This is a genomic window from Gordonia paraffinivorans, assembly GCF_900683595.1.
Classification (GTDB): domain Bacteria; phylum Actinomycetota; class Actinomycetes; order Mycobacteriales; family Mycobacteriaceae; genus Gordonia; species Gordonia paraffinivorans.
The window spans coordinates 977,999-999,271 of the sequence record NZ_CAACYD010000006.1 but is presented as its reverse complement, the minus strand read 5'-3'; the positions used below and the strand labels follow the sequence as shown (position 1 = coordinate 999,271).

Genomic DNA, 21,273 nt, shown 5'->3' with positions numbered 1-21,273 from the left:
CACTCACAGAGAGGTACCCTCGTGACTGCACACGATTGGAACGGACGTCTTGTTCCGTTCCCCGCCGACCGCACCGCGGCGTACCGCGCCAGTGGTGAGTGGAGCGAGCTGCCGACCACGGCACGGCTGCACGAATCGGCCTTGCGACACGCAGAGCGCACTGCACTCGTTACCGCGGAGGCCATCTATACCTACCGTGAGCTAGACGAGCGCACCGACCGTATCGCTGCGGGACTGATCCGGTTGGGACTGCGACGACTGGATCCGGTGATCTTCCAGGTCACCAACCGGGCGACAACGGTTCTCGCCTGGTACGGAGTGCTTAAAGCCGGTCTGATCCCGGTGGCCACACTAGCTCAACATCGTATGCACGAGATCGGCCACATCAGCAAGAAGGTAGGCGCAGTAGCTCATCTCGTGGAAGCAGGTCTCTCGTTCGACCTCGTGGGATTTGCCCGCGAGGTCAGCAAGAATCATCCTTCGCTCCGCTACGTGCTCTCCATCGAAGAACGCGAAGGACAGGCAGGGGTGTATCGCATCGAGGACCTCGGTGCCGACATCGACCTGACCGAAGCCCGAGCGCTCGTCGAGGCGACCGAAGCTGAGGCAGACCCCGAAGACATCGCCGTGTTCCAGTTGTCCGGAGGAACAACTGGAGTGCCCAAATTGATTCCGCGGATTCACGCCGAGTACTGGAACAACGGCCTCTTCTACGCGAACTCCTTCGGTTGGGACGAGCAAACCCGAGTGGCACACATGATCCCGGTCATCCACAATGCCGGCATCTCCTGCGCGCTGCACGCAGCCCACGCGGTCGGTGCCGCACTGGTACTGGCGACCCCCGATCCAGAGTCTGCTTTCGAACTCATGGCACGCAGTGAGGTCACCGATGTCCTGATTGGACACGGTCACTATCAGGCCGCTCGTTCGGCAGGGTTCGATCCGGTCCTGCGTACCCTGCGTCGCACGGTGCTGTCCGGAGCGAAAGTGCCGGCCGAGCTGTTCCACAAGCTCGATGACGGACACACCCGCTGGGCCGGGCAGCTGTTCGGCATGTCAGAGGGCATGTTCATCGTGACACCTCAGGATGCCCCGGCCGCGGCAAGAGCAACGACCGTCGGTCGGCCCATCGCACCTTCGGACGAGATCCGGATCCTGGACCCCTCCAGCGAACAGGAACTTCCTATCGGCGCTGTCGGGGAACTGTGCTGTCGCGGCCCCTACACCATTCCGGGTTACTTCGACGCACCCGAGCACAACGCGAACGCGTTCACGTCAGACGGCTTCTTCCGAACCGGTGATCTGGCAGCGCTCCACGAGTTCGATGGCTGCTGTTATGTGGCCATCGAGGGGCGTATCAAAGATCTCATCAACCGTGGCGGTGAGAAGGTGAACGCTGAGGAGATTGAACTCCTCCTGCTGCGCCATCCAGACATCGCGGCTGCCGCAGTCGTGGCGATGCCCGATGAGCGGCTCGGCGAGAAGGCTTGTGCCTTCCTGGTATCCAAATCCGGGGCCGAGCTGACCATGGCAGAAGTACAGGAGCATCTAGAGGGCTTGGGTGTGGCCAAGTTCAAGTGGCCCGAGCGATTGGTGTGGGTGCCCGAACTCCCCCGGACCAATGTCTTCAAGATCGACAAGAAGAGCCTTCGCGCCGACATCGTCAAGCGGTTGGAGGCGGAATCACTCGAAGGGGCACAGTCATGAAACTCAACACGATTGTCGTTCTGGGCGGGGGTCCGGGTGGGTTGTACGCCGCACGTCTGCTCAAGTTGAGCCATCCGGATGCGGACGTCACCGTCTACGAGCAGGGTGTACCGGACAAGACGTTCGGGTTCGGTGTCGGACTGGCCTCGCGAACCCAGCGCAACCTACGTCTGGCTGACGAAGACTCGCTCAACGCGATCGTGGCCGCCTCGCACCCTCACGAGATGTCGATGCGTGTCGGCGATGCTGAAGTGCGCCTTGCCCACGGCGAGCTGCTCGCCATCGGCCGCGCCACCCTACTGGCGGTGTTGCAGAATTACGCTCATGCCGCCGGAGTCAACTTGCGCTTCGGTGAACGCCGCACGGTAGCCGACCTCGATGCGGACCTCATCGTCGCCGCTGACGGCATCTCCAGCGCAACTCGGACCGAACTTGCCGAGGCCTTCGGTCCGGAGATTATCGAAGGTGAAGGGCTCTACTTGTGGTGTGGCACCGAATTCGCGCTGCCCAGCGCAATATTCACTCCAGTGACCACCGAGCACGGTACGTTCGTTGCCCACGCCTACCCGTATGCAAGTGATCGCAGCACCTTCCTGATCGAAACCGACGAACAGACTTGGCAACGGGCAGGATTCGACATATCCACCCGCGAGACACCGACCGGAGAAACCGACCAGGTCTCCCTTGACTACCTACAGAAGGCGTTCGCGCAAACATTGCAGGGACATCGATTGATCGGCAACCGCACCAAGTGGCTGCGATTCCGGACGGTTCGGTGCCGAAGCTGGCACACGCGTAACGTGGTCCTGCTCGGCGACGCTGCGCATACCGCTCACTACTCGATCGGATCCGGAACGAAGCTTGCCATGGAGGACGCGATCGCGCTCGATCGCGCGCTCCTCGAGGCTGACGATGTGGACGAGGCTCTCGCAGCGTATGAGGCGGAGCGCCGTCCCTCGGTCGACCACCTCCAAGCCATCGCGGAGCGTTCGATGGCGTGGTGGGATTCGTTCCCCGACCGCATGACCATGCCCGTGGAGCAGCTGATGATCGCCTACATGACCCGAGCAGGAAAAGTATCCGTCGAGCGCTTTGCGGAGTCTGCACCGCAGGTTGCGAATCCCGGCCTGGCAGCATTCGCCGCCGTTGATGTCGTCGACGTACCACCGCCTGCGAAGTTGACAGAATGGATTCTCGACCAGGCCCTGACGGCCGGCGAACAGCGGTTCGTCAACCGTATCGCCCCCGAGGCGTTACGGACTGCAGTTGGCACGGTGCAGATCGACATCTCGGTCCGACCGTGGAGCAACGCCGCCACCAAGCTGATTGTCGACCTGCCCCCGGCGGCCACGTACTGGCTGACCGGACCAGATCATCGCGAGGCGATTCTCGACCGACTGGACATCGCCGAACGCATCCGTCGCGAGACAGGCGCGGTCCTGGTGGTGGATCTACCAGCCGAATTCCGGGCCGACGCTGCTGGTGCGATCGCCAGCGACCGGGTTGATCTCGTAGCTTTCACGAGCTGACAGATAGAGTTGTCGTCTATGACATCCGATGCCGCACACTCCCCCGCCCCCGCGCCCAAGCGTCGTGGTCGGCTGAGTGTGCGGCGCGAGCTCGTCGAACGCGAGATCAAGGAGAACGCCGCACGCCTGTTCGCCGAACGCGGAGTCGCAGGCACCACCCTCCAGGACATCGCCGACGCAACCGGACTGACCCGTCAGGCCGTCTACCACTACGTCGCCAACAAGGACGCCCTGTTCGCCCAACTGGTCACCGAGATCGCCGACCAACCTGCTCAAGTGCTCCATGAGATCAACTCGAGGGACGACCTCGGCCCTGCAGACAAATTGCGGCGCATGGCGCATTCGCTGGCATTGCATCAGATGGCCAATCCGGACCGGTTCAGACTGATGATTCGATCGGAATCCGACCTCCCCGAGCACCTGGCAACGTCGTACGCGGCCAGCCGACGACGCGTCCTCAAAGAACTCGTCGAAGTTATCGATGCCGGCGTCGCCGCCGGAACGTTTCGCACCGTCAATGCGCGGACGGCCGCGCTGGGCATCATCGGCATGCTCAACTGGATCGCCTGGTGGTATCAAGATGGCACCGGCGCTGATACGTACGTGGCGGATGACCTCGCTGAAATGGCAGTGCGCACAGTCCAGAGTGTGGACCGCGACCCTCCACCGTCAACGGTCGCGGCGATTCTCGCGAACGTTCGTCGGGAACTCGACATGATCCAGCGTCTGTCTGGTGATACGAACCTGCCGCCCCGCAACAACTAAGCTTTCCCGCATGGAACCCGTCTACGACACCGTGATCGCCGCCGCCCGCCTGATGTGGCTGGCCGAGGGACTGGATTTCAAGGTGTCCGGCGTCGAGCACGTCCCCGCGGAGGGCCCCGGCGTCGTCGCCATCAACCACACCGGCTACCTGGACTTCACCTACGCCGGCATCCCGGCCTTCCTCAAGGGGAACCGCAAGGTGCGCTTCATGGCCAAGAAGGAGGTCTTCGACAACAAGATCTCCGGCCCGATCATGCGCGCGCTCAAGCACATCCCCGTCGACCGCACCGCCGGCGCGGAGAGCTACAGGGCCGCCGTCGAGTACCTGAGGCGCGGCGAACTCGTCGGCGTCTACCCGGAGGCCACGATCAGCCGCAGCTTCGAGCTCAAGGACTTCAAGACCGGCGCGGCGCGCATGGCGCTGGAGTCGGGAGCGCCGATCATCCCGCACGTCATCTGGGGCGCCCAGCGGGTCTGGACCAAGGGGCACCCGAAGCAGCTCGGCCGCCACCACTTCAAGATCATGATCGGCGTCTGCGAACCCCTCGAGCCGACCGGCGACCCCGAGACCCTTACCGCACGCCTCCACGAGGTGATGGAGGCCAAGCTCCACGAGCTGCAGGACGCCTATGGCGAGCACCCGAAGGGCGAGTACTGGGTGCCCGCCCGCCTCGGCGGGTCGGCCCCGACGCTGGAGGAGGCCAACCGCATGGACGCCGAGGAGCAGGCCGCGCGCGCCGCCAAGCGGGCCCGGCGGGAGGCGGGGGAGACCGAGGCCTGATCGTCCGGCGCATCCAGAAGGCTTGCGGTCGACGAGCGGCAGCACGCCCGCCGTCGGGACGGTCGTTAACCTTGTGCCCATGAGTACTGGGGTGCGACGACGCAGGGAGCCGGTGTACCGAGCCCTGGAGATCATCGCCGGCGGACTCGTCCGTGCCCAGGGCGTCGATCTGCGCTACACCGGGATCCAGAACATCCCGGAGTCCGGCGGCGCCGTGCTGGCGATCAACCACACCGGCTACGTCGACTTCATCCCGGTCGGACTCGGCGCGCGGCGGGCGGGGCGCCGGGCCCGCTTCCTGATCAAGTCCGAGGTCATGGACCTCGCGATCATGCGGTTCCTGGTCCGCAACACCGGAACCGTGCCGGTGGATCGATCCCGCGGCGCCGACGCCTACCGGGTCGCGGTCGCGCGGCTGCGGCAGGGACAGCTCGTCGCGGTGTATCCGGAGGCCACGATCAGCCGCAGCTTCGAGCTCAAGGAGTTCAAGAGCGGCGCGGTCCGGATGGCGTCGGAGGCGGGCGTCCCGGTCATCCCGGTGATCGTCTGGGGCTCACAGCGGCAGTGGACCAAGGGCGGCCGGCGGAACATGGGTCGCAGCCGCATCCCGGTTCACGTCCGGTTCGGCCTGCCGATGACGGTCGACACCGACCGGAGCCCGGAGCAGGAGACGCAGCGCCTGCGCGAGACGATGAACGCGATGCTCCTCGAGGTGCAGGACGCCTATGGCCCCCACCCGGCGGGGGAGTTCTGGGTGCCCGCGCGGCTCGGCGGCTCCGCGCCGACCCCGCAGGAGGCGGCCGTGATCGAGACCGAGGAAGCGCTCCGCAAGGCCGAGGCCCGGACCCGCAGGGCCGAGGCGCGCGCCCGCAAGGCCGAGGTCGCCGCCAGTAAGGCAAAGGCCGCCGGTGAGGCCGAGGCGACCGCCAGAGACAGAGGTAGAAGATGACTTTCGGCCCACCCACGCTCATCGCCAGCGACGTGGACGGCACGCTGATCGACGACGACAACCGGGTGTCGGCGCGCACGGTGGCGACGCTGGCGGCGGCCCGGGAGGCCGGTGTCGAGTTCGTGCTCGCGACCGGGCGCCCGCCGCGGTGGATCGCCGAGATCACCGACCAGTTCGCCGACACCGGCGCCCACGTCCGCTATGCGGTGTGCGCCAACGGCGCGATCCTCTACGACGCCGAGCACGACCGCGTGCTCTGGTCGGCGAACCTCGAACCGGACGCGTTGGTGAGCCTCGGCGAGATCGCCCACCGGGTGCTCCCGGGCTGCGGCATCGCGGCCGAACGCGCCGGACGCTCCGCACACGACGCGGCCACGCCGCCGTTCGTGGCGAGCGCCGGCTACGAACACGCCTGGCTCAACCCCGACCACATCGAGGTGGGCGACGACGAGGTGTTCGGCGCGCCGGCGGTGAAGTTGCTCGTGCGCAAGCCGGGGATGCCCAGCGGCGAGATGGCCGCTCGGCTGCGGCCCCACGTCGGCGACCTCGCCCAGGTGACGTTCTCGACCGACAACGGTCTCGTCGAGCTGTCCGTGCCGGGTACCCACAAGGCGTCCGGGCTGGCCCGCCTGTGTGCCGAGACCGGCCTGCCCGACGACGGACTGATCGCCTTCGGGGACATGCCGAACGACGTCGAGATGCTGAGCTGGGCCGCCCACGGCGTGGCGATGGGCCACAGCCATCAGGCCGCGCTCGACGCCGCCGACGAGGTCACCGTCGGCAACAACGACGACGGCGTCGCGCGGGTCCTCGAACGCTGGTTCTCCTGACCGGCGCGACGCCGAGCCGTCTGCCTGCCGTTTCCGTCTGCCGGATCTCCTGATGGTCCCCGCTCCGATGGGCTACTGCGCCGGCGGCGCGACCTCCGGTGCCGGGGCGCCGTCGGGCGCCGGCGCGGGGGACCCGTCCGGTCCTGCCGGAGGACCGTCGGGTGCGGGACCCGTGGGCTCCTGCGGCGGCGTCGACTCCTCCCGCGGCACGGCGCCTCCGGCGAGCCCGCGGATCTGGTCGAGCGCCGCGTAGCCGTGGACACCCGGGCACGAGGTGCTGTTGTAGTCGCGGTGGCCGGAGATCATCGGCAGGTTCGACTGCGTCCCGGCCGCGAACTTGGTGCCGTCGAAGCCCTCCGAGGTCAGTGTCGCGGTGCCCGCCGGGTCGAGGCCGGCCTTGGACAGGCGCCACCGCAGGAACTTTCCGGCCGACGCCAGGGCCGCCGCGGTCGGCGGGACCTCCTCGAGGTTGCCGATGAACGCCAGGCCCACGGTCTCCTTGTTGAATCCGCCGGTGTGGGTGCCCTCGACGTTGCGGTCGAGCCCGCCGAACGCGCCCTCGAAGATCTGGCCGTACTTGTCGACGAGGACGTTGTAGCCGATGTCGCACCAGTTCAGGCTCTGGGCGTGGTAGGCGTAGATGCCGCGCACGATCTCGACCGACTGCTCCGGGGTGTAGTCGTTGCTGCCCGCGGTGTGGTGCACGATCGCGCCCTTGAGCGCGGGGGAGTAGACCGGCTGCGAACACCGGATCGCCTCGTCGGCGCCCCACTGCTGTCGCGCGATCACCTGCGGTCCGCCCGTGAGGCCGGTCAGTAGCGACGAGCCGAGCGACAGCAGGCCCTCCGGGCTGATCAGCGTCGCCTTCAGCGAGTTGAGGACGGTCTCGGCGAGCTTGGTCACGACCTCGCTGCCGGTGCCGATCGCGAGTTGGGCGAGATCGCCGCCCTGGGTCTCGGCCGCGGGGATCGCCAGGCCGTCCTTGCTGGCCGCGACCTGGACCTCCTTCGCGTCGCCCACCCACACCGGCTCGGTGCCCGACGGCTTGTCCGCGCTCGGCGCCGCGACGTCGACCTTCTCCAGCGGCGTCCACGGGCCCCACGACCCGTCGGGCTCGCGGGCGCGCAGCCTCAGGTCGACGTCGACCGGGCGGTCCCAGGTGAAGGCCACCATCTTCAGCGGCTTGTCGCGGGCGATGTGCGTGACCGCCGCCCCCACCTCGCGACCGTCGCGCATGGCGGTCACCGGCGGCGTCGTCGACGGGGAGGTGGCCGGCGCGCGGTCGGCGTCCGGGGCCGGCGCGGCCGGTTTCGGCGAGGTCGCGGTGGTCGTGGTCGCCTCGCCGGTGCCCGGCGATGCGGGAGCCGACGACCCGTCGGTGGGGGAGCCGGTGGTCGGACCGGGCGTCGAGGGCTCCGGGAGCAGGCCCTTCGGCAGCGGCACCGTCAGGTCCGGAAGCGGGAAGGCGTCCGGCTCGATCGGGGGAAGCGTCACGCCCGCGTCGGCGAGGCCGGACGAGGCCAGGTCGATGATCGCGGCCGGCAATTCGCGCAGCGGCACCTGTTCGATCTCGGTGCGGGCGACGTCGTCCTTGTTGTCCACCAGTCGTGGGGCGGCGTCGTCGGCGCCGATGGCGACGACCGCGAACGGGCTCGCCACGACCGCAGCGGCGATGGCCGCGAGCGCGATCGAGAGCTTGGGTCTGGGGTAACGCACGGATCTCCTTGCGGGGTCGATGACGTCGCCATGGTGGAGGCCGGGTTGTGTCCGGTGCCGCGACACACGCCGGGTGCCTGCCAGTCGTGACGCTCTTGTTACCGATGTGCTTGGAGTTGCTGGTGTTTCTGGTGAGGTCACAAATCGTCGCTCAACTCGTGATCCGGTTGTGACCGGCTCGGCTTGGTGATCGCAACGACTCTTCACTAATGTCACTCAAGTCCCAATCGTCACATCAGTCACAACGGAGGCCCGGCCTGGCCGCGGTCCCCGGACTGGTGTCGTCGCGACCGAAGGATGTGTGCAGTGGTGACCAGAGTCCGACCCAAGCGGCTCCTGCCGAGAAGGCCGGCGACCGGTCAGCGTCCCGGGAGAACGCGCAACCGCGCGTTGACCTGGGCCGCTGCGGGGCTGGCTCCCGCACTGCTGGCAGGTGGGCTCGTCGCCGCGGGCGCCACCGACTCGGCCACCGAGGTCGAGCTCTCGGTCGGGTCGACGGTGACGCTCATTGGGCACGGTCATGGCCACGGCCGCGGAATGGGGCAGTGGGGTGCGTACGGCTACGCCCGCAAGGGCTGGACGGCGCAGCAGATCCTCCGCCACTTCTACGGCGGTACCACCGCGGGGAAGGTGGACAGGCCCGAGATCGATGTGACCCTCACGGGTCAGAACTCGGTGAATGTGCACGCGGACGCCGGCATGCGAGTCGGTGGTCAGACGGTGGCTCCCGGGCAGGCGGTCAGCCTGTCCGGGGGCACGGCCACCATCCGCAACGGATGCGGCGGGGCCGCGGTGCGATCGGTGCCGGCGACCTTCGTCGAGCCGCTGAGCATGGCGCCCAGTCGGCCCGCAGCCGAGTTCCTCAAGTTCTGCGGTTCGGAGAAGGCCTACCGGGGCGCGCTCGGAGTCGAGGGCGGCCGGGTGGTCAACCGCGTCCACATCGACGACTACGTCAAGGGTGTGATCCCCCGCGAGAGCCTGCCCGCCTGGGGCGACTCCGGCGGCGCGGCCGCCCTGCAGGCCCAGGCCGTCGCGGCCCGGACCTACGCCCTTGCCGCCATCGCGGGCGGCAAGAAGATCGACGACACCCAGAACTCACAGGTCTACGGCGGCGTCGAGGGTGAGGACCGGCGCACCAACGCGGCCGCCGACGCCACGGCCGGACAGATCCTGCTGAAGAACGGCAAGCCCGCCTTCACCGAGTTCTCCGCCTCCACCGGCGGATACACGGCCGGCGGCGAGTTCCCGGCGGTCGTCGACGAGGGCGACTCCGTCTCGCCCAACCACGACTGGACGGCCACCGTCTCGGCGTCGAGCATCGGCTCGGCGTTCGGCGTGGGCGCTCTGCAGAGCTTCGAGGTGATCGAGGCCAACGGCCTCGGACCCGAGCACGGGCGCGCGCTGAAGGTGCGCGCGGTCGGTTCCGGCGGCACGGCCGAGGTCACCGGCGAGGAGGCCCGGAACAAGCTGCAGCTGAAGTCGTCGTGGTTCTCCGTCCAGGGACAGCAGACCCCGCCCCGGATCGTCAAGCCGCCGACCGGTCCGGCCGGCCCGGGCTTCGGGCTCGACCTCGGCAGCCTCAACCAGCTCGCCGACCAGCTGGTGCCCGGCGCGTCCAAGCTCCTCGACCTCGCCATCTCGGTGATGAACGGCCGGTTCCAGCAGCTCGGCGGAGCGGCCGGACCGCTCGGCGCCGCGCTCGGCTCCCCGACGCTCACCCCCGACGGCGCCGGCGTCACGCAGCTGTTCGAGAAGGGGATGATGTTCTTCACCCCGGCGACCGGCCCGAAGGTCCTCGTCGGCAAGGGTCTCGAACGCTTCCAGCAGCGCGGCGGCATCCCGGTGCTCGGGTTCCCCAAGCGCGACGCCCTCCGCTGACGGGGCCTCCGGCTCCGGGGCCGCCTCAGGCCTCGGGGCCTGCCTCCACGATCTGGGCGGCGACCTCGGCGAGTTTGATGTTGGCGTCCTGGGACAGCCGTGCCAGCAAGGCGAACGCCGCGGTCGCGTCGAGCTTGTAGCGCTCCATGATCATGCCCTTGGCCTGGCCGATGACGTCGCGCGTGTGCAGCGCGGCGTGGAGCTGCTGCTTCTCCTTGACGGCCGCGAACGCGGTGGCCGCATGGGCGGCGAACAGCTCGCCGATCGTCCGTGACTCCTCGGTGAACGCGTACGGGCGGGTGCTGTGCAGGTTGAGCGCGCCGAATCCGTCCCCGTCGATGTAGAGGCAGAAACACGCCATCGACCGCAGCCCCAGCGCTGCGGCACGCTCGGTGAACCTCGGCCACCGGGTCTCGGCGGTCATGTCGTCGATCCAGATGGTCACGTCGTCGACGGCGGCCCGGACGCACGGCCCCTCGCCGAGTTCCTGCTGCAGCCGGTCGGCCTCGCCGCCGAGATCGCCGACGATGACCGGGGTCTCGATCTGCCCGTTCGCGACGAGGGTCACCGTCGCGAACTCGGCCTGGTCGACGGCGTCGACCGCGTACTTGGTCATCGACCGGAGGAAGGCCTCCGTGCCGTCGCTCTGCGCGCGCATCTCCCCGGCGATCCGCGTCATCTGCGCACCGAAATCCGCCAACCCGGTCAACTGGAGCCTCCCGATGAGTACACGTCCCGCATGATCCGGCCGGTCGACGCGCCGAGTCGCGGAAGAGAACCGTCGCGAGTGAAGTATGCCGGATGGCCGGGACCCTCAGGCGTCGACGAGGCCTTCGCGCTGGGCCACCGACCGCCCCGGCCGACGACGGAGGACGTCGAGACGGAAGTCGGTGTCGGAGTAGGACGCCGAGACGGCCAGCGACGACGCCCGCAGCGCCTCGTGGACCGCGTCGCCGGTCTGCGGGTAGTCCGCGACCGGCCATCGCCAGTGCACCGCGACGACCTCTCCGTCGGGGGTCAGCGACCCCGGCAGACGACCGACGAGGTCGTCCAGCGCATCGGCGTCGAGGTAGTAGAGGACCTCGCTGAGCACGATCAGGTCGAACCGCTCGCCGACCGGCCAGTCCTCGACGATGTCGCCCGAGCGCACCTGCGCGTGCGGGGCGGCGGCGAGACGCCGGCGCGCCAGATCGACGGCGCGGGGGCTGACGTCGATGCACAGCAGGCGGTCACAGCGGGTGGCCAGCTCGGCGCTGAGGACGCCGATCGAGCAGCCGGGTTCGAAGGCCGAGCCGTAGCGGGGAGAGGAGAGCGCCGCGAGGGTCAGCGCGTACTTGCGTCGCTCGTACCAGCGGGACGAGAAGCCCCACGGGTCGTCGGCGGCATACATGGCGTGGAAATAGCTGTCCGGCAATCGGTGTGGGGTCATGTGAGGATGAACTCCCGGTCGCGGAGAAGGCGCGCGAGAATGTGGGGTCCGAGGACCGCCGCGTCCTCGGGGGCGTCGGACAGGGGGCGGATCTGGGTGGCGAACTCCTCCACCGCCGCGCGCTTGCGTGCGAGATCGGCGTCGTCGAGCGAGAACGTGCGCACGCGGTCCCACGGGACCGCCGGATCGCCGGGCGCGGCCCAGTGCCACATCCAGATGGGGAACATCCACACCGGCAGGCCGTGCGCGTCGCCGACGCGCTGCGCGCACCGCCCGGCCGCCTCGTGGTCCGGGTGGCCGTCGTGCGACCACACCGACAGCAATCCCGTTCGCGCGACGGGCTTCTCGGCGAGGACCCCGGCGAGGATCGCCTCGATCTCCGGCTCCCGTTCGGCGAGGCGGCCGTCGGGGAGGCCACACCAGCGTGACGGTTCGAGGCCGAGGACGGTCGTGGCGGCATCCAGTTCACGGTGCCGGTGCTCGGCCAGCTCGCGGGGCGTGAGGGTCGGGGACCCGGGGTGCGAGGCCGAACCGTCGGAGAGGCAGACGGCCACCACCTCGGTCCCGGATCGGGCGGCCGAGGAGATCAGCGCTCCCGCTCCGAGCACCTCGTCATCGGGGTGGGCGGACATGACGACGAGGCGATCGACGGGCACCTCCGCCGGCGGCCACCCGCCCCGGGCGGCGAACCATTCCCGCCACCGCGCCTCCGGGGTCCCGGTGTCGGCGGTCGGTGTCGCGGCGAACCGGGCCGACATGCTCTCCGAGCGCCCGTCGGTCGTCATCGGTCCCCCTCGGGTCCGGGAATCCGGCCGTCGACGAGACCGCCGAGGGTCACGAGATCGGCGTCGGCGTGTGACTGGCGGATGTACACCGTCAGGTCGGCCACGGCGTGCGCGTGATCGGGGTCGGCCACCAGCGGCCGCGGGCCCAACGCCCGCCCCACCCGGTCGATGATGCCGGTCGCGACCTGCTCGATCGACCAGCGGACGGCGAAGGCAAGCCGGGCGGCCTCGAGCTGCGCCCAGCCGGCCGTCAGGCGGGCGTCGACCGCTCCGGCGTGCATCCGCAGGATCGGGTCGTCGGAGTCGGCGACGGCACGGTAGAGGGGGCGAGCGACACGCCGTGCGCCGCCGAACCAGCAGGCCGCGACGCCGATCCCGCCGTGCCAGAAACCGGGCCGATCGAGGTAGGCGCCGACCCCGCCGACGGGTTCGGCGGGCACCGCGTCGAACGCCACGTCCCCGGTGTCGGTCGTCAGCATGCCCGGACTGTGCCAGCCGGAGGTGTCGGCGCTGACGCCGGGCGCGCGCAGGTCCACGGCGAAGAGGCGGATTCCGGCGTCGGTGTGCGCGGTCACCAGGGCATGGGTGCAGACGGTGGCGCCCGAGCACCAGGGCTTCACGCCAGACAGCTGCCAGCGGGCGTCGACGAGGCGGGCGTCGACCCTCGGGCGGGGCGGCTCGGCGGCCCACACGCCCCAGAACTCGCCGGGCGCCACGCCGCCGCCGACGATCTCGCCCAGGATGGCGTCGGCGTCGGCGTGGGCCTCCACGAGACGCCCGGTGCCGATGTCCTCGGTGCAGAGCCGGGTCAGCGCGGCGAAGCGCTCGAGTGTCCGCCCCGAGCCGGGGCGCGGCAGCGCGAAGTCCGCCGACCCGACGATCTCGCGGGCGCGCTCGCCGCTCATCCGGTCTCCTCGGGGGTGCGCTCGGCGAGCCCGCGCAGATAGGCGGCGAACCCCTCGGCGGCCCGGCCGGCACGACGCGTGGACGTGCGCACCGGCGCATGCGCGCCCCACACGATCGGCCGCGCGGCGTTCTCGAGGCGGGCGACCAGGTCGACGTCCTCGTGCGCTGAGAGGGTGCGGAACCCGCCGACCGCGGCGTAGGCGTCGGCGCGCACCCCCAGGTTGGCGCCGTGGATGTGGCGGTGTCCGGTGCGGGGTTCGTAGTTGCGGGCGAACCGGGCCCCGGTCCCCGGGGGCCAGCCGTCGAAACCGTCGGGGGTGATGGTGCCCACGTAGGCGTCGGCGCCGTCATGCGCGGCCGCCACATGGGTCACCAGCCATTCGGGTGGGACGGTCGAGTCCGCGTCGGTGGTCGCGAACCACGTCGTCGGCGACGCACCTGCGGAGGCGGCGGCGAAACCCGCTCGACGTGCCGCGCCCACGCAGCGCTCCTCGACCCGGAGGGTCCGGAACCGCGGCGGGACCACCGAGGCCGACGAATCCCGGCAGGAGTCGAGCACCACGATCACCTCCACCGGCAGCGCGACCGCGGCGGCGGCGACCGTCAGGCCTCGAGGCACGCGGGCAGGAGATCGCCCTCGTCGTGGGCGGGCACCACCACGGTCACGTCGGTGATGACGGGCATCACATCACCGGGCCTCGCAGGCATCGCAGGCTCCCCGAACCGACTGGACAACACAGATCGACCGGGTCCGACGGCGTCAGACCGGATGGATCGAACACTACCCGGCGGCGGGCGCGGGAGACCGTGGCTCGGGGAATCCTCAGGTTGGGTCCGTTACCCTGAGGACCCGTGGCAACCAGTAGCAGATATGACCTGATCGTCGTCGGCTCCGGATTCTTCGGTCTCACCGTCGCCGAGCGGGCCGCGACGCAGCTGGGCAAACGGGTTCTCGTCGTCGAACGGCGCGACCACATCGGGGGCAACGCCTACTCCGAGCCCGAGCCGACGACCGGGATCGAGATCCACAAGTACGGCGCCCACCTCTTCCACACCTCCAACGACCGCGTGTGGGAGTACGTGAACCAGTTCACCGAGTTCACGAACTACCAGCACCGCGTCTTCGCGCTGCACAACGGGCAGGCCTACCAGTTCCCGATGGGGCTCGGCCTCATCAGCCAGTTCTTCGGGCGCTACTACACGCCCGACGAGGCGCGCAAGCTCATCGCCGAGCAGGCCGGGGAGATCGACACCGCGAAGGCGCGCAACCTCGAGGAGAAGGCGATCAGCCTCATCGGCCGACCGCTCTACGAGGCCTTCATCAAGCACTACACCGCCAAGCAGTGGCAGACCGACCCGAAGGACCTGCCGGCGAGCAACATCACCCGCCTGCCGGTGCGCTACACCTTCGACAACCGGTACTTCAACGACAAGTACGAGGGCCTGCCGGTCGAGGGTTACACCAAGTGGCTGGAGAACATGGCCGCCGACGAGCGCATCGAGGTGCGCCTGTCCACCGACTGGTTCGCGGTGCGCGACGAGCTGCGTGCGGAGAACCCGGACGCCCCGGTGGTCTACACCGGTCCGCTGGACCGCTACTTCGACTACTCGGAGGGCCGTCTCGGCTGGCGCACACTGGATTTCGAGACCGAGGTGCTCGACACCGGCGACTTCCAGGGCACCCCGGTGATGAACTACAACGACGCCGACGTGCCGTTCACCCGCATCCACGAGTTCCGGCACTTCCATCCCGAGCGCGACTCGTACCCGACCGACAAGACGGTCATCATGCGCGAGTACAGCCGCTTCGCCGATGAGAACGACGAGCCGTACTACCCGATCAACACCCCGGACGACCGCGCGAAGCTGCAGCGCTACCGCGACCTCGCCAAGGCCGAGACCGCAAGCGCGAAGGTGCTTTTCGGTGGCCGCCTGGGTACCTACCAATACCTCGACATGCACATGGCGATCGCCAGCGCGCTCACCATGTTCGACAACACCCTGGCGCCGCATCTGCGTGACGGTGCGCCGTTGGTGACCGACCCCGCAGGAGCCGAACAGTGACGGTGACCCCCGTGAACCAGTCCGACATCCCCGAGGCGGGAACCGGGCCGTCGAAGGCGAAATCGCTTCTGCAGCGGGTGATCTTCCCGCGGGCGGGCGAGCCGCTCGACGTCCGGTCGCTGTACCTGCTCGAGTCCGCGTCCAACCACCGGCGCGCGCACGCACCGAGTCGGACCTCGGTTCTGCTGGGCGCCGAGTCGGAGGTCAGCTTCGAGACCTACTTCAACGCCTTCGCGGCCGCGTACTGGCGGCGCTGGAGCATCCTGAAGTCGGTCGTGCTGCGCATCGAGGTCGTCGGCACCTGCCGCGTCGACCTGTACCGCTCCAAGATCGACGGATCGCGCATCGGCATCGGCGGCGACCTCGTCGCCACCGACGAGAACGGCCGCGGCGTGGCCGAATTCGAGCTCGACCTCGGCCCGTTCGAGGACGGCGGCTGGATCTGGTTCGACGTCACCACCGACACCGACACCGAGATCGTCGCCGCGGGCTGGTACGCCCCGATCGAGGCGCCCACCCCCGATGCCGAGACCAAGCGCGTGACGGTCGGCATCCCGACCTTCAACCGGCCGACCGACGCGGTGAACGCGTTGGCGGCGTTGACCTCCGATCCGATGGTCGACGAGGTCATCGACGCGGTGATGATGCCCGACCAGGGCACCAGGAAGGTCGTCGACGAGCCCGGCTACGCCGAGGCCGCCGCGGCGCTCGGCGATCGCCTGCACATCTTCGACCAGGGCAACCTCGGCGGTTCGGGCGGCTACGCGCGCATCATGTACGAGGCCCTGCGCCTGACCGATTCGCCGTACATCCTCTACATGGACGACGACATCGCCATCGAGCCGGACTCGATCCTGCGCGCCCTCGCGATGTCGCGATTCGCCAAGGCCCCCATGCTCGTCGGCGGGCAGATGCTCAACCTGCAGGACCGCAGCCACCTGCACTGCATGGGCGAGGTCATCCGCCGCGACACCTTCATGTGGACCGCGGCGCCGTTCGTCGAGTACGACCACAACTTCGCCGAGTACCCGCTCCGCGACCGCGAGAACTCCAAGAACCTGCACCGGCGCATCGACGTCGAGGGCAACGGCTGGTGGATGTGCATGATCCCCCGCGAGTGCGCGGAGACGATCGGCCTCCCGATGCCGCTGTTCATCAAGTGGGACGACTGGGAGTTCGCGCTGCGCGCGGCGAAGGCCGGCTATCCCACCGCCACCATCCCGGGTATCGCGATCTGGCACATGGCGTGGAGCGACAAGGACGACGCCATCGACTGGCAGGCGTACTTCCACCTCCGCAACCGCCTGGTGGTCGCCGCCATCCATCACGACGGCCCGATCAAGGGCATCCTCCGGTCGATGTCCAAGGCCACCGCCAAGCACCTGCTGTGCCTGGAGTACTCGACCGTGGCGATCCAGAACGAGGCGATCCGCGACTTCCTGCGCGGTCCCGACCACATCCGGAGCCTGCTGCCGGCCGCGCTGCCCAAGATCGCCGAGATGCGCAAGCAGTACCCGGACGCGGTCGTGCTGCCGTCGGCGACGGTCCTGCCCAAGGCCACCGGCGAGGCGACGCACCTGGGCACCCACGTCCCGACGAACCCGATCAGCAAGGTCAAGGCGCTCGCCGCGGCCGTGGTCAACAACGCCCGCCCGGCCGACCCGCGTCACCACGAGGTCCCGCAGGCCAACTACCCGCCGATCGAGGCGCGCTGGTTCTCGCTCGGCCGCGTCGACGGGGTCACCGTCACCACCGCCGACGGCCGGGGCGTCGTCTACCGCCAGCGCGACCGCGAGAAGATGATCGCCCTGGCCCGCGAGCACTTCGCGCTGGTCAAGGAGCTGCAGGAGAAGTTCGACGAGATGAAGCGGGTCTATCGGGCCAAGCATCGCGAGTTGACCAGTAAGGAGAGCTGGGCCGATGTCTTCGGAATCGACTAGTCTCGCGGCATCGGCCGACGAGACCTCCCGGCCCCCGCAGGGCGAGGAGAAGGTCCTCGTCGCGATCCAGCAGGGCATCGGCGCGCAGCCGGGCGTCCGCTCGGCCGCCCGCGGCCTGTCGCACTTCGGGGAGCACGCCCTGGGCTGGCTCGGCATCGCCGGCGCCGGCTGGGCGCTCGCGCGGGCCCGCGGCGACGAACGCTCTCAGCAGCTGTGGATCGAGGCCGGCGTCGGCGCCTTCGGGGCGCACGCCGCCTCGGTGATCATCAAGCGCATCGTCCGCCGGCCGCGCCCGGACCATCCGGCGATCGAGATCGGCGTGTCCACCCCCAGCAAGCTGAGCTTCCCGTCCTCGCATGCGACGTCGACGACCGCCGCCGCGATCCTCATCGGCCGCGCCGCCGGCTGGGATCTCAAGACCCTGCCCGCCGTGCTGGTCCCGCCGATGCTGCTGTCGCGGCTCGTCCTCGGCGTCCACTACCCGACCGACGTCACCGCCGGTGCCGCGATCGGTGCCGCGAGCGCAGCCGCGGTCATCGCGGGCGATAAGGTGCTGCTCGAACCCACCCGCGATCAACCGGCACCCGGACGCGCCCGCCGTGCGGCGCGCGCCCTGACCCGGCTCGGCCTGACGGCCGCGGTGCCCGGCGGTCCGCTGCGACTCGCCGCGGCCCCGGTCATCGCGCGGGCGACACGACACAGGGAGAGTGCATGAGCGAGGAGCCGATCGAGCACGGGAAGGTCGCCGGGCCGCCGAAGAACCTGGCCACCGGGCTGATCAAGGCGATCCGCCCACGGCAGTGGGTGAAGAACGTCCTGGTGCTCGCCGCGCCGCTGGCGGCCGGCAACATCACCGAGGTCTCGGTGCTGGTCCATGCCGGGATCGCCTTCATCGCGTTCTGCCTCGCGGCGTCGAGCATCTACCTCGTCAACGACGCGATGGACGTCGAGTCCGACCGCAACCACCCCACCAAGCGGTTCCGCCCCATCGCGGCGGGTGTCGTGCCGGTGCCGTTGGCGTACACGCTGGCCGCGGTCCTGCTCGCGGGCTCGATCGCGGTCGCCTTCCTGGCGAACTGGCAGACCGCGGTGGTCATCGCGATCTACCTGGTCATCCAGCTGGGCTACTGCTTCGGGCTCAAGAACCAGGCGGTCATCGACATCTGCATCGTGTCGTCGGGCTTCCTGCTGCGCGCCATCGCCGGCGGCGTCGCCGCCGAGATCGACCTGTCGCAGTGGTTCCTGCTCGTCATGGCCTTCGGCTCGCTGTTCATGGCGGCCGGCAAGCGCTACGCCGAGCTGATCCTCGCCGAGCGCACCGGCGCCCAGATCCGCAAGGCGCTGCGCTACTACACGACCACCTACCTGCGGTTCGTGTGGACGTTGTCGGCCACCGGCGTGGTCGTGTTCTACGGCCTGTGGGCGTTCGACAAGGGTGCCGACAACAACCACGACACCAACGTCGCCTACGCCATCTCGATGGTGCCGTTCACGATCGCCATCCTGCGCTATGCGGTGGACGTCGACGGCGGTGCGGCGGGCGAGCCGGAAGAGATCGCCCTCGGCGACCGTGTACTGCAGCTGCTTGCCGTGGCGTGGATAGTATGCGTGGGTGTCGCGGTCTATGCGGTCAATTGACGGTCTGCAGTCCGCCGACGGTGTCGGTACCGATTCCGTCGTCGACGAGGTAGAGACCACTCCGACGTCCGTGGCGGGGGCCGTGACGTCCCGGCGTCGGCTGGCCGCGGCCAGCTGGTTCGTCGGAGCGGTCCTGGTGACCACCTTCTTCGCCATCGGCGCATGGCAGCGCCGCTGGATCGCCGACGACGGCCTGATCGTCCTGCGCACCCTGCGCAACCTCTTCGCCGGCAACGGTCCGGTGTTCAACGCCGGCGAGCGCGTCGAGGCCAACACCTCGACGGCGTGGACGTACCTGCTGTGGTTCTGGGCGTGGGTCACCGACGCCCAGCTCGAGTACGTCGCGCTGTGGGTCGCGCTCGTGTGCTCGGTCGCCGCGATCCCGATCGCGATGTACGGCGCGGCGCGCCTCTACGGCAACCGCATCGGCGGCCTCACCGGCGACGGCTGGACGCTGCTCCTTCCGTTCACCGCCATCGTCTACATCGCGCTGCCGCCGGCACGCGACTTCGCGACCAGCGGCCTGGAGAGCGGTCTCTGCATCTTCTGGGTGGCCGTGCTGTGGGTGCAGCTGGTGGCCTGGGCGCGCCGGGGGCCGAGAAGCGGGGGCCGGGCGGCCACTGCCACCCTGCTGCTGGCGTTCACCGCGGGCCTCGCGCCGCTGATCCGTCCCGAACTCGCAGTCCTGGGCGGCCTCGTCCTGCTGCTCGTCTTCTTCGCGCCCCTGGGCTGGAAGATGCGCCTGGGCGTCCTCGTCGTCGCGGGCGCCCTGCCGGTCGGCTACCAGATCTTCCGGATGGGCTACTACGGCCTGCTGGTCCCGAACCCGGCCGTCGCCAAGGACGCGAGCGGGTCCAAGTGGGAGCAGGGCTTCGCCTACCTCACCAACCTCTTCGGCCCGTACGTCCTGCTGCTGCCGGTGATACTGGCGGTGATCGCCGGTGTGCTGCTGATCGTCGGCGATCGCCTGCGCGACGCGCCGGCCGACGCCGCCGACACCGCCGCCGATCCGCAGGCCTCCGCGGGGTCCCGCTTCGCGAGGTTCTCCGCGCGGCTGCAGAGCACGCCCGTCGCCGTGGCGGTCGTCGTCGCGGCCGGGCTGATCCTCGTCGTGTACTGGGTCCGCCAGGGCGGCGACTTCATGCACGGCCGCGTCCTGTTGACCCCGCTGTTCATCACCTTCCTGCCGCTGATGGTGGTCCCGGTGACCATCCCGGCACACGTCAAGGCGGCATTCGCCCGACGCGACACCGACCCCGCGGCCCGTCGTCGCGCGGGTCTGGGCCTGGCCGGGTCGGTCGCGATGGCCGGCATGTGGATCACGGTCCTCGTCTGGGCGATCACCACCCACTCGACCGTGCTGCCCAACGCCGGCATCGACATCGGTCGCAGCGGGATCGTCGACGAACGTCGCTTCTACGTCACCAACATGGGCAACGAGAACCCCGTGACCGCCGAGGACTACCTCGACTACCCGCGCATGAAGGCGATGGTCGAGAAGATCGAGCAGTACCGCGACCAGGGCGGCGTCATCCTGCCGTCGTTCAACTACGACGAGTGGTACGTCGCGAAGCTCCCGGGGGAGATGCCGCCCGGTGCCAAGCGCCAGGTGACCGTCTACTTCCTCAACCTCGGTATGACGAGCATGAACGCGCCCCTCGACGTGCGCGTCATCGACCAGATGGGTCTGGCGTATCCGCTCGCCGCGCACACCGAGCGCCTCGAGGACGGCCGCATCGGCCACGACAAGATCCTGCCGAGCGAGTGGGTGATCGCCGAGTCCGGCGCCTTCCCGCGTCGCCCGGTGCTCCCCGGCTACCTCGACGAGGATCTCGTCCGGCAGGCACAGGTGGCGCTCCAGTGCCCGGAGACCAAGGACCGGTTCGCCTCCTTCGAGGGGCCGTGGTCGTTCAGCCGCTTCAAGCACAACCTGCGGCAGGCGTTCACGTTCAACAGCTACCGGATCCAGCGCGAGCCGGAGTACGAGATCCTGCGCTGCGGCCTCGAGATGCCGCCGCCGGTGAACCCCGGGAACTGAGGCGGGCGACCTGTCCGGCCTGCCGGAATCCGCCCGGGCCATCCGCGAGAAATTTCGCGGATACATCTCGGATCGGTAACGTCGCGGCTCGATGGGTCGATTGACCGTGTGTGACCGGGGTGTTCTGGAGTGGCCAGGGCGTCCCGGTGCGAGAGTTGTGATCGCAGTCACAAGGTTTGTCACGTCAGAGAGCATCGAATAGGCTCCCCGACGGCGAATCGCATGCGAGATCGGCTCGCTGAACCATTGCCGCGCCGCCATCCGTATGCGCCGGCGAGGTGTGATACGCACAAGGTCCGACCGGGTTGCGTGATGTGA

The 21,273-nt window shown here is 69.2% G+C and carries 17 protein-coding genes and 1 pseudogene; 12 read left to right on the top strand and 6 right to left on the bottom strand.

All coding sequences use genetic code 11. The features are described from left to right. Window positions 1-21 precede the first annotated feature (21 nt). From E1P53_RS11480 to E1P53_RS11455, 6 genes are all read left to right on the top strand, one after another. Entirely contained in the window at window positions 22-1,707 is a 1,686-nt protein-coding gene (locus tag E1P53_RS11480) for a (2,3-dihydroxybenzoyl)adenylate synthase (RefSeq protein WP_131734362.1), read from the top strand. Next, window positions 1,704-3,236: an FAD-dependent monooxygenase gene (locus E1P53_RS11475; RefSeq protein ID WP_131734361.1), complete on the top strand. Its 1,533-nt coding sequence runs from the start codon at window positions 1,704-1,706 to the stop codon at window positions 3,234-3,236. The genes E1P53_RS11480 and E1P53_RS11475 overlap by 4 nt, the downstream gene beginning before the upstream one ends. An 18-nt stretch (window positions 3,237-3,254) precedes the next feature. Further along, window positions 3,255-4,001, top strand: coding sequence for a TetR-type transcription factor C-terminal domain-containing protein (locus E1P53_RS11470; protein WP_131734360.1), 747 nt, complete (start codon window positions 3,255-3,257; stop codon window positions 3,999-4,001). 10 nt (window positions 4,002-4,011) lie between these two features. Next, complete coding sequence (locus E1P53_RS11465; protein ID WP_083900281.1) at window positions 4,012-4,782, top strand: lysophospholipid acyltransferase family protein; 771 nt, start codon at window positions 4,012-4,014, stop codon at window positions 4,780-4,782. A gap of 79 nt (window positions 4,783-4,861) precedes the next feature. Continuing rightward, window positions 4,862-5,731: a lysophospholipid acyltransferase family protein gene (locus E1P53_RS11460; protein WP_083900280.1), complete on the top strand. Its 870-nt coding sequence runs from the start codon at window positions 4,862-4,864 to the stop codon at window positions 5,729-5,731. After that, window positions 5,728-6,561 carry a Cof-type HAD-IIB family hydrolase gene (locus E1P53_RS11455; RefSeq protein WP_006902083.1) on the top strand — a complete coding sequence of 278 codons (834 nt, stop codon included), beginning with the start codon at window positions 5,728-5,730 and terminating at the stop codon, window positions 6,559-6,561. Before E1P53_RS11460 ends, E1P53_RS11455 begins: the two co-directional genes overlap by 4 nt. 72 nt (window positions 6,562-6,633) lie before the next feature. Here E1P53_RS11455 and E1P53_RS11450 read toward each other — a convergent pair whose 3' ends face one another. After that, window positions 6,634-8,277, bottom strand: coding sequence for a peptidoglycan recognition protein family protein (locus E1P53_RS11450; RefSeq protein WP_006902082.1), 1,644 nt, complete (start codon window positions 8,275-8,277; stop codon window positions 6,634-6,636). Window positions 8,278-8,667: 390 nt separating this feature from the next. Between E1P53_RS11450 and E1P53_RS11445 the strand changes: the two genes are divergently transcribed. Then, a complete protein-coding gene (locus E1P53_RS11445; protein WP_040527441.1) occupies window positions 8,668-10,155 on the top strand; it encodes a SpoIID/LytB domain-containing protein in 1,488 nt (495 codons plus the stop codon). A 25-nt stretch (window positions 10,156-10,180) separates the two neighbouring features. Here the strand turns inward: E1P53_RS11445 and E1P53_RS11440 are convergent, their stop codons facing one another. The 5 genes and pseudogenes from E1P53_RS11440 to E1P53_RS11420 form a co-directional block, all read right to left on the bottom strand. Beyond that, a complete protein-coding gene (locus E1P53_RS11440; RefSeq protein ID WP_131734359.1) occupies window positions 10,181-10,864 on the bottom strand; it encodes a GAF and ANTAR domain-containing protein in 684 nt (227 codons plus the stop codon). Between the two features lie 105 nt (window positions 10,865-10,969). Beyond that, a complete protein-coding gene (locus E1P53_RS11435; protein ID WP_131734358.1) occupies window positions 10,970-11,584 on the bottom strand; it encodes a class I SAM-dependent DNA methyltransferase in 615 nt (204 codons plus the stop codon). After that, a complete protein-coding gene (locus E1P53_RS11430; RefSeq protein WP_040527438.1) occupies window positions 11,581-12,369 on the bottom strand; it encodes a PIG-L deacetylase family protein in 789 nt (262 codons plus the stop codon). The genes E1P53_RS11435 and E1P53_RS11430 overlap by 4 nt, the downstream gene beginning before the upstream one ends. Then, the gene (locus E1P53_RS11425; protein ID WP_131734357.1) at window positions 12,366-13,274 is read right to left on the bottom strand and encodes an acyl-CoA dehydrogenase family protein; all 909 of its coding nucleotides are present in this window, start codon (window positions 13,272-13,274) and stop codon (window positions 12,366-12,368) included. The genes E1P53_RS11430 and E1P53_RS11425 overlap by 4 nt, the downstream gene beginning before the upstream one ends. Continuing rightward, window positions 13,271-13,959: pseudogene (locus tag E1P53_RS11420) on the bottom strand (glycosyltransferase family 2 protein). The gene E1P53_RS11425 and the pseudogene E1P53_RS11420 overlap by 4 nt, the downstream one beginning before the upstream one ends. A gap of 168 nt (window positions 13,960-14,127) precedes the next feature. Here E1P53_RS11420 and glf point away from each other — a divergent pair. From glf to E1P53_RS11395, 5 genes are read left to right on the top strand one after another with little or no spacing between them, the layout of a single operon-like run. Next, the gene (gene glf / locus E1P53_RS11415) at window positions 14,128-15,339 is read left to right on the top strand and encodes a UDP-galactopyranose mutase (protein WP_131734356.1); all 1,212 of its coding nucleotides are present in this window, start codon (window positions 14,128-14,130) and stop codon (window positions 15,337-15,339) included. Beyond that, window positions 15,336-17,279, top strand: coding sequence for a glycosyltransferase (locus E1P53_RS11410; protein WP_006902075.1), 1,944 nt, complete (start codon window positions 15,336-15,338; stop codon window positions 17,277-17,279). The genes glf and E1P53_RS11410 overlap by 4 nt, the downstream gene beginning before the upstream one ends. Next, on the top strand, window positions 17,260-17,994 hold the full coding sequence (locus tag E1P53_RS11405; protein WP_131734355.1) for a phosphatase PAP2 family protein: 735 nt from the start codon (window positions 17,260-17,262) through the stop codon (window positions 17,992-17,994). Before E1P53_RS11410 ends, E1P53_RS11405 begins: the two co-directional genes overlap by 20 nt. Further along, on the top strand, window positions 17,991-18,917 hold the full coding sequence (locus E1P53_RS11400; protein ID WP_006902073.1) for a decaprenyl-phosphate phosphoribosyltransferase: 927 nt from the start codon (window positions 17,991-17,993) through the stop codon (window positions 18,915-18,917). The genes E1P53_RS11405 and E1P53_RS11400 overlap by 4 nt, the downstream gene beginning before the upstream one ends. Beyond that, window positions 18,904-20,955, top strand: coding sequence for an arabinofuranosyltransferase AftB family protein (locus tag E1P53_RS11395; protein ID WP_131734354.1), 2,052 nt, complete (start codon window positions 18,904-18,906; stop codon window positions 20,953-20,955). Before E1P53_RS11400 ends, E1P53_RS11395 begins: the two co-directional genes overlap by 14 nt. The last annotated feature ends 318 nt before the right edge of the window (window positions 20,956-21,273 follow it).

Excerpts from the sequence above, each read along its gene's own strand:
- E1P53_RS11465 (WP_083900281.1), top strand. The coding sequence starts at position 4,012 with ATGGAACCCGTCTACGACACCGTGATCGCCGCCGCCCGCCTGATGTGG.
- E1P53_RS11405 (WP_131734355.1), top strand. The coding sequence starts at position 17,260 with ATGTCTTCGGAATCGACTAGTCTCGCGGCATCGGCCGACGAGACCTCC.
- E1P53_RS11395 (WP_131734354.1), top strand. The coding sequence starts at position 18,904 with ATGCGGTCAATTGACGGTCTGCAGTCCGCCGACGGTGTCGGTACCGAT.
- E1P53_RS11400 (WP_006902073.1), top strand. The coding sequence starts at position 17,991 with ATGAGCGAGGAGCCGATCGAGCACGGGAAGGTCGCCGGGCCGCCGAAG.
- E1P53_RS11430 (WP_040527438.1), bottom strand. The coding sequence starts at position 12,369 with ATGACGACCGACGGGCGCTCGGAGAGCATGTCGGCCCGGTTCGCCGCG.
- E1P53_RS11475 (WP_131734361.1), top strand. The coding sequence starts at position 1,704 with ATGAAACTCAACACGATTGTCGTTCTGGGCGGGGGTCCGGGTGGGTTG.
- E1P53_RS11470 (WP_131734360.1), top strand. The coding sequence starts at position 3,255 with ATGACATCCGATGCCGCACACTCCCCCGCCCCCGCGCCCAAGCGTCGT.
- E1P53_RS11460 (WP_083900280.1), top strand. The coding sequence starts at position 4,862 with ATGAGTACTGGGGTGCGACGACGCAGGGAGCCGGTGTACCGAGCCCTG.
- E1P53_RS11455 (WP_006902083.1), top strand. The coding sequence starts at position 5,728 with ATGACTTTCGGCCCACCCACGCTCATCGCCAGCGACGTGGACGGCACG.
- E1P53_RS11425 (WP_131734357.1), bottom strand. The coding sequence starts at position 13,274 with ATGAGCGGCGAGCGCGCCCGCGAGATCGTCGGGTCGGCGGACTTCGCG.
- E1P53_RS11435 (WP_131734358.1), bottom strand. The coding sequence starts at position 11,584 with ATGACCCCACACCGATTGCCGGACAGCTATTTCCACGCCATGTATGCC.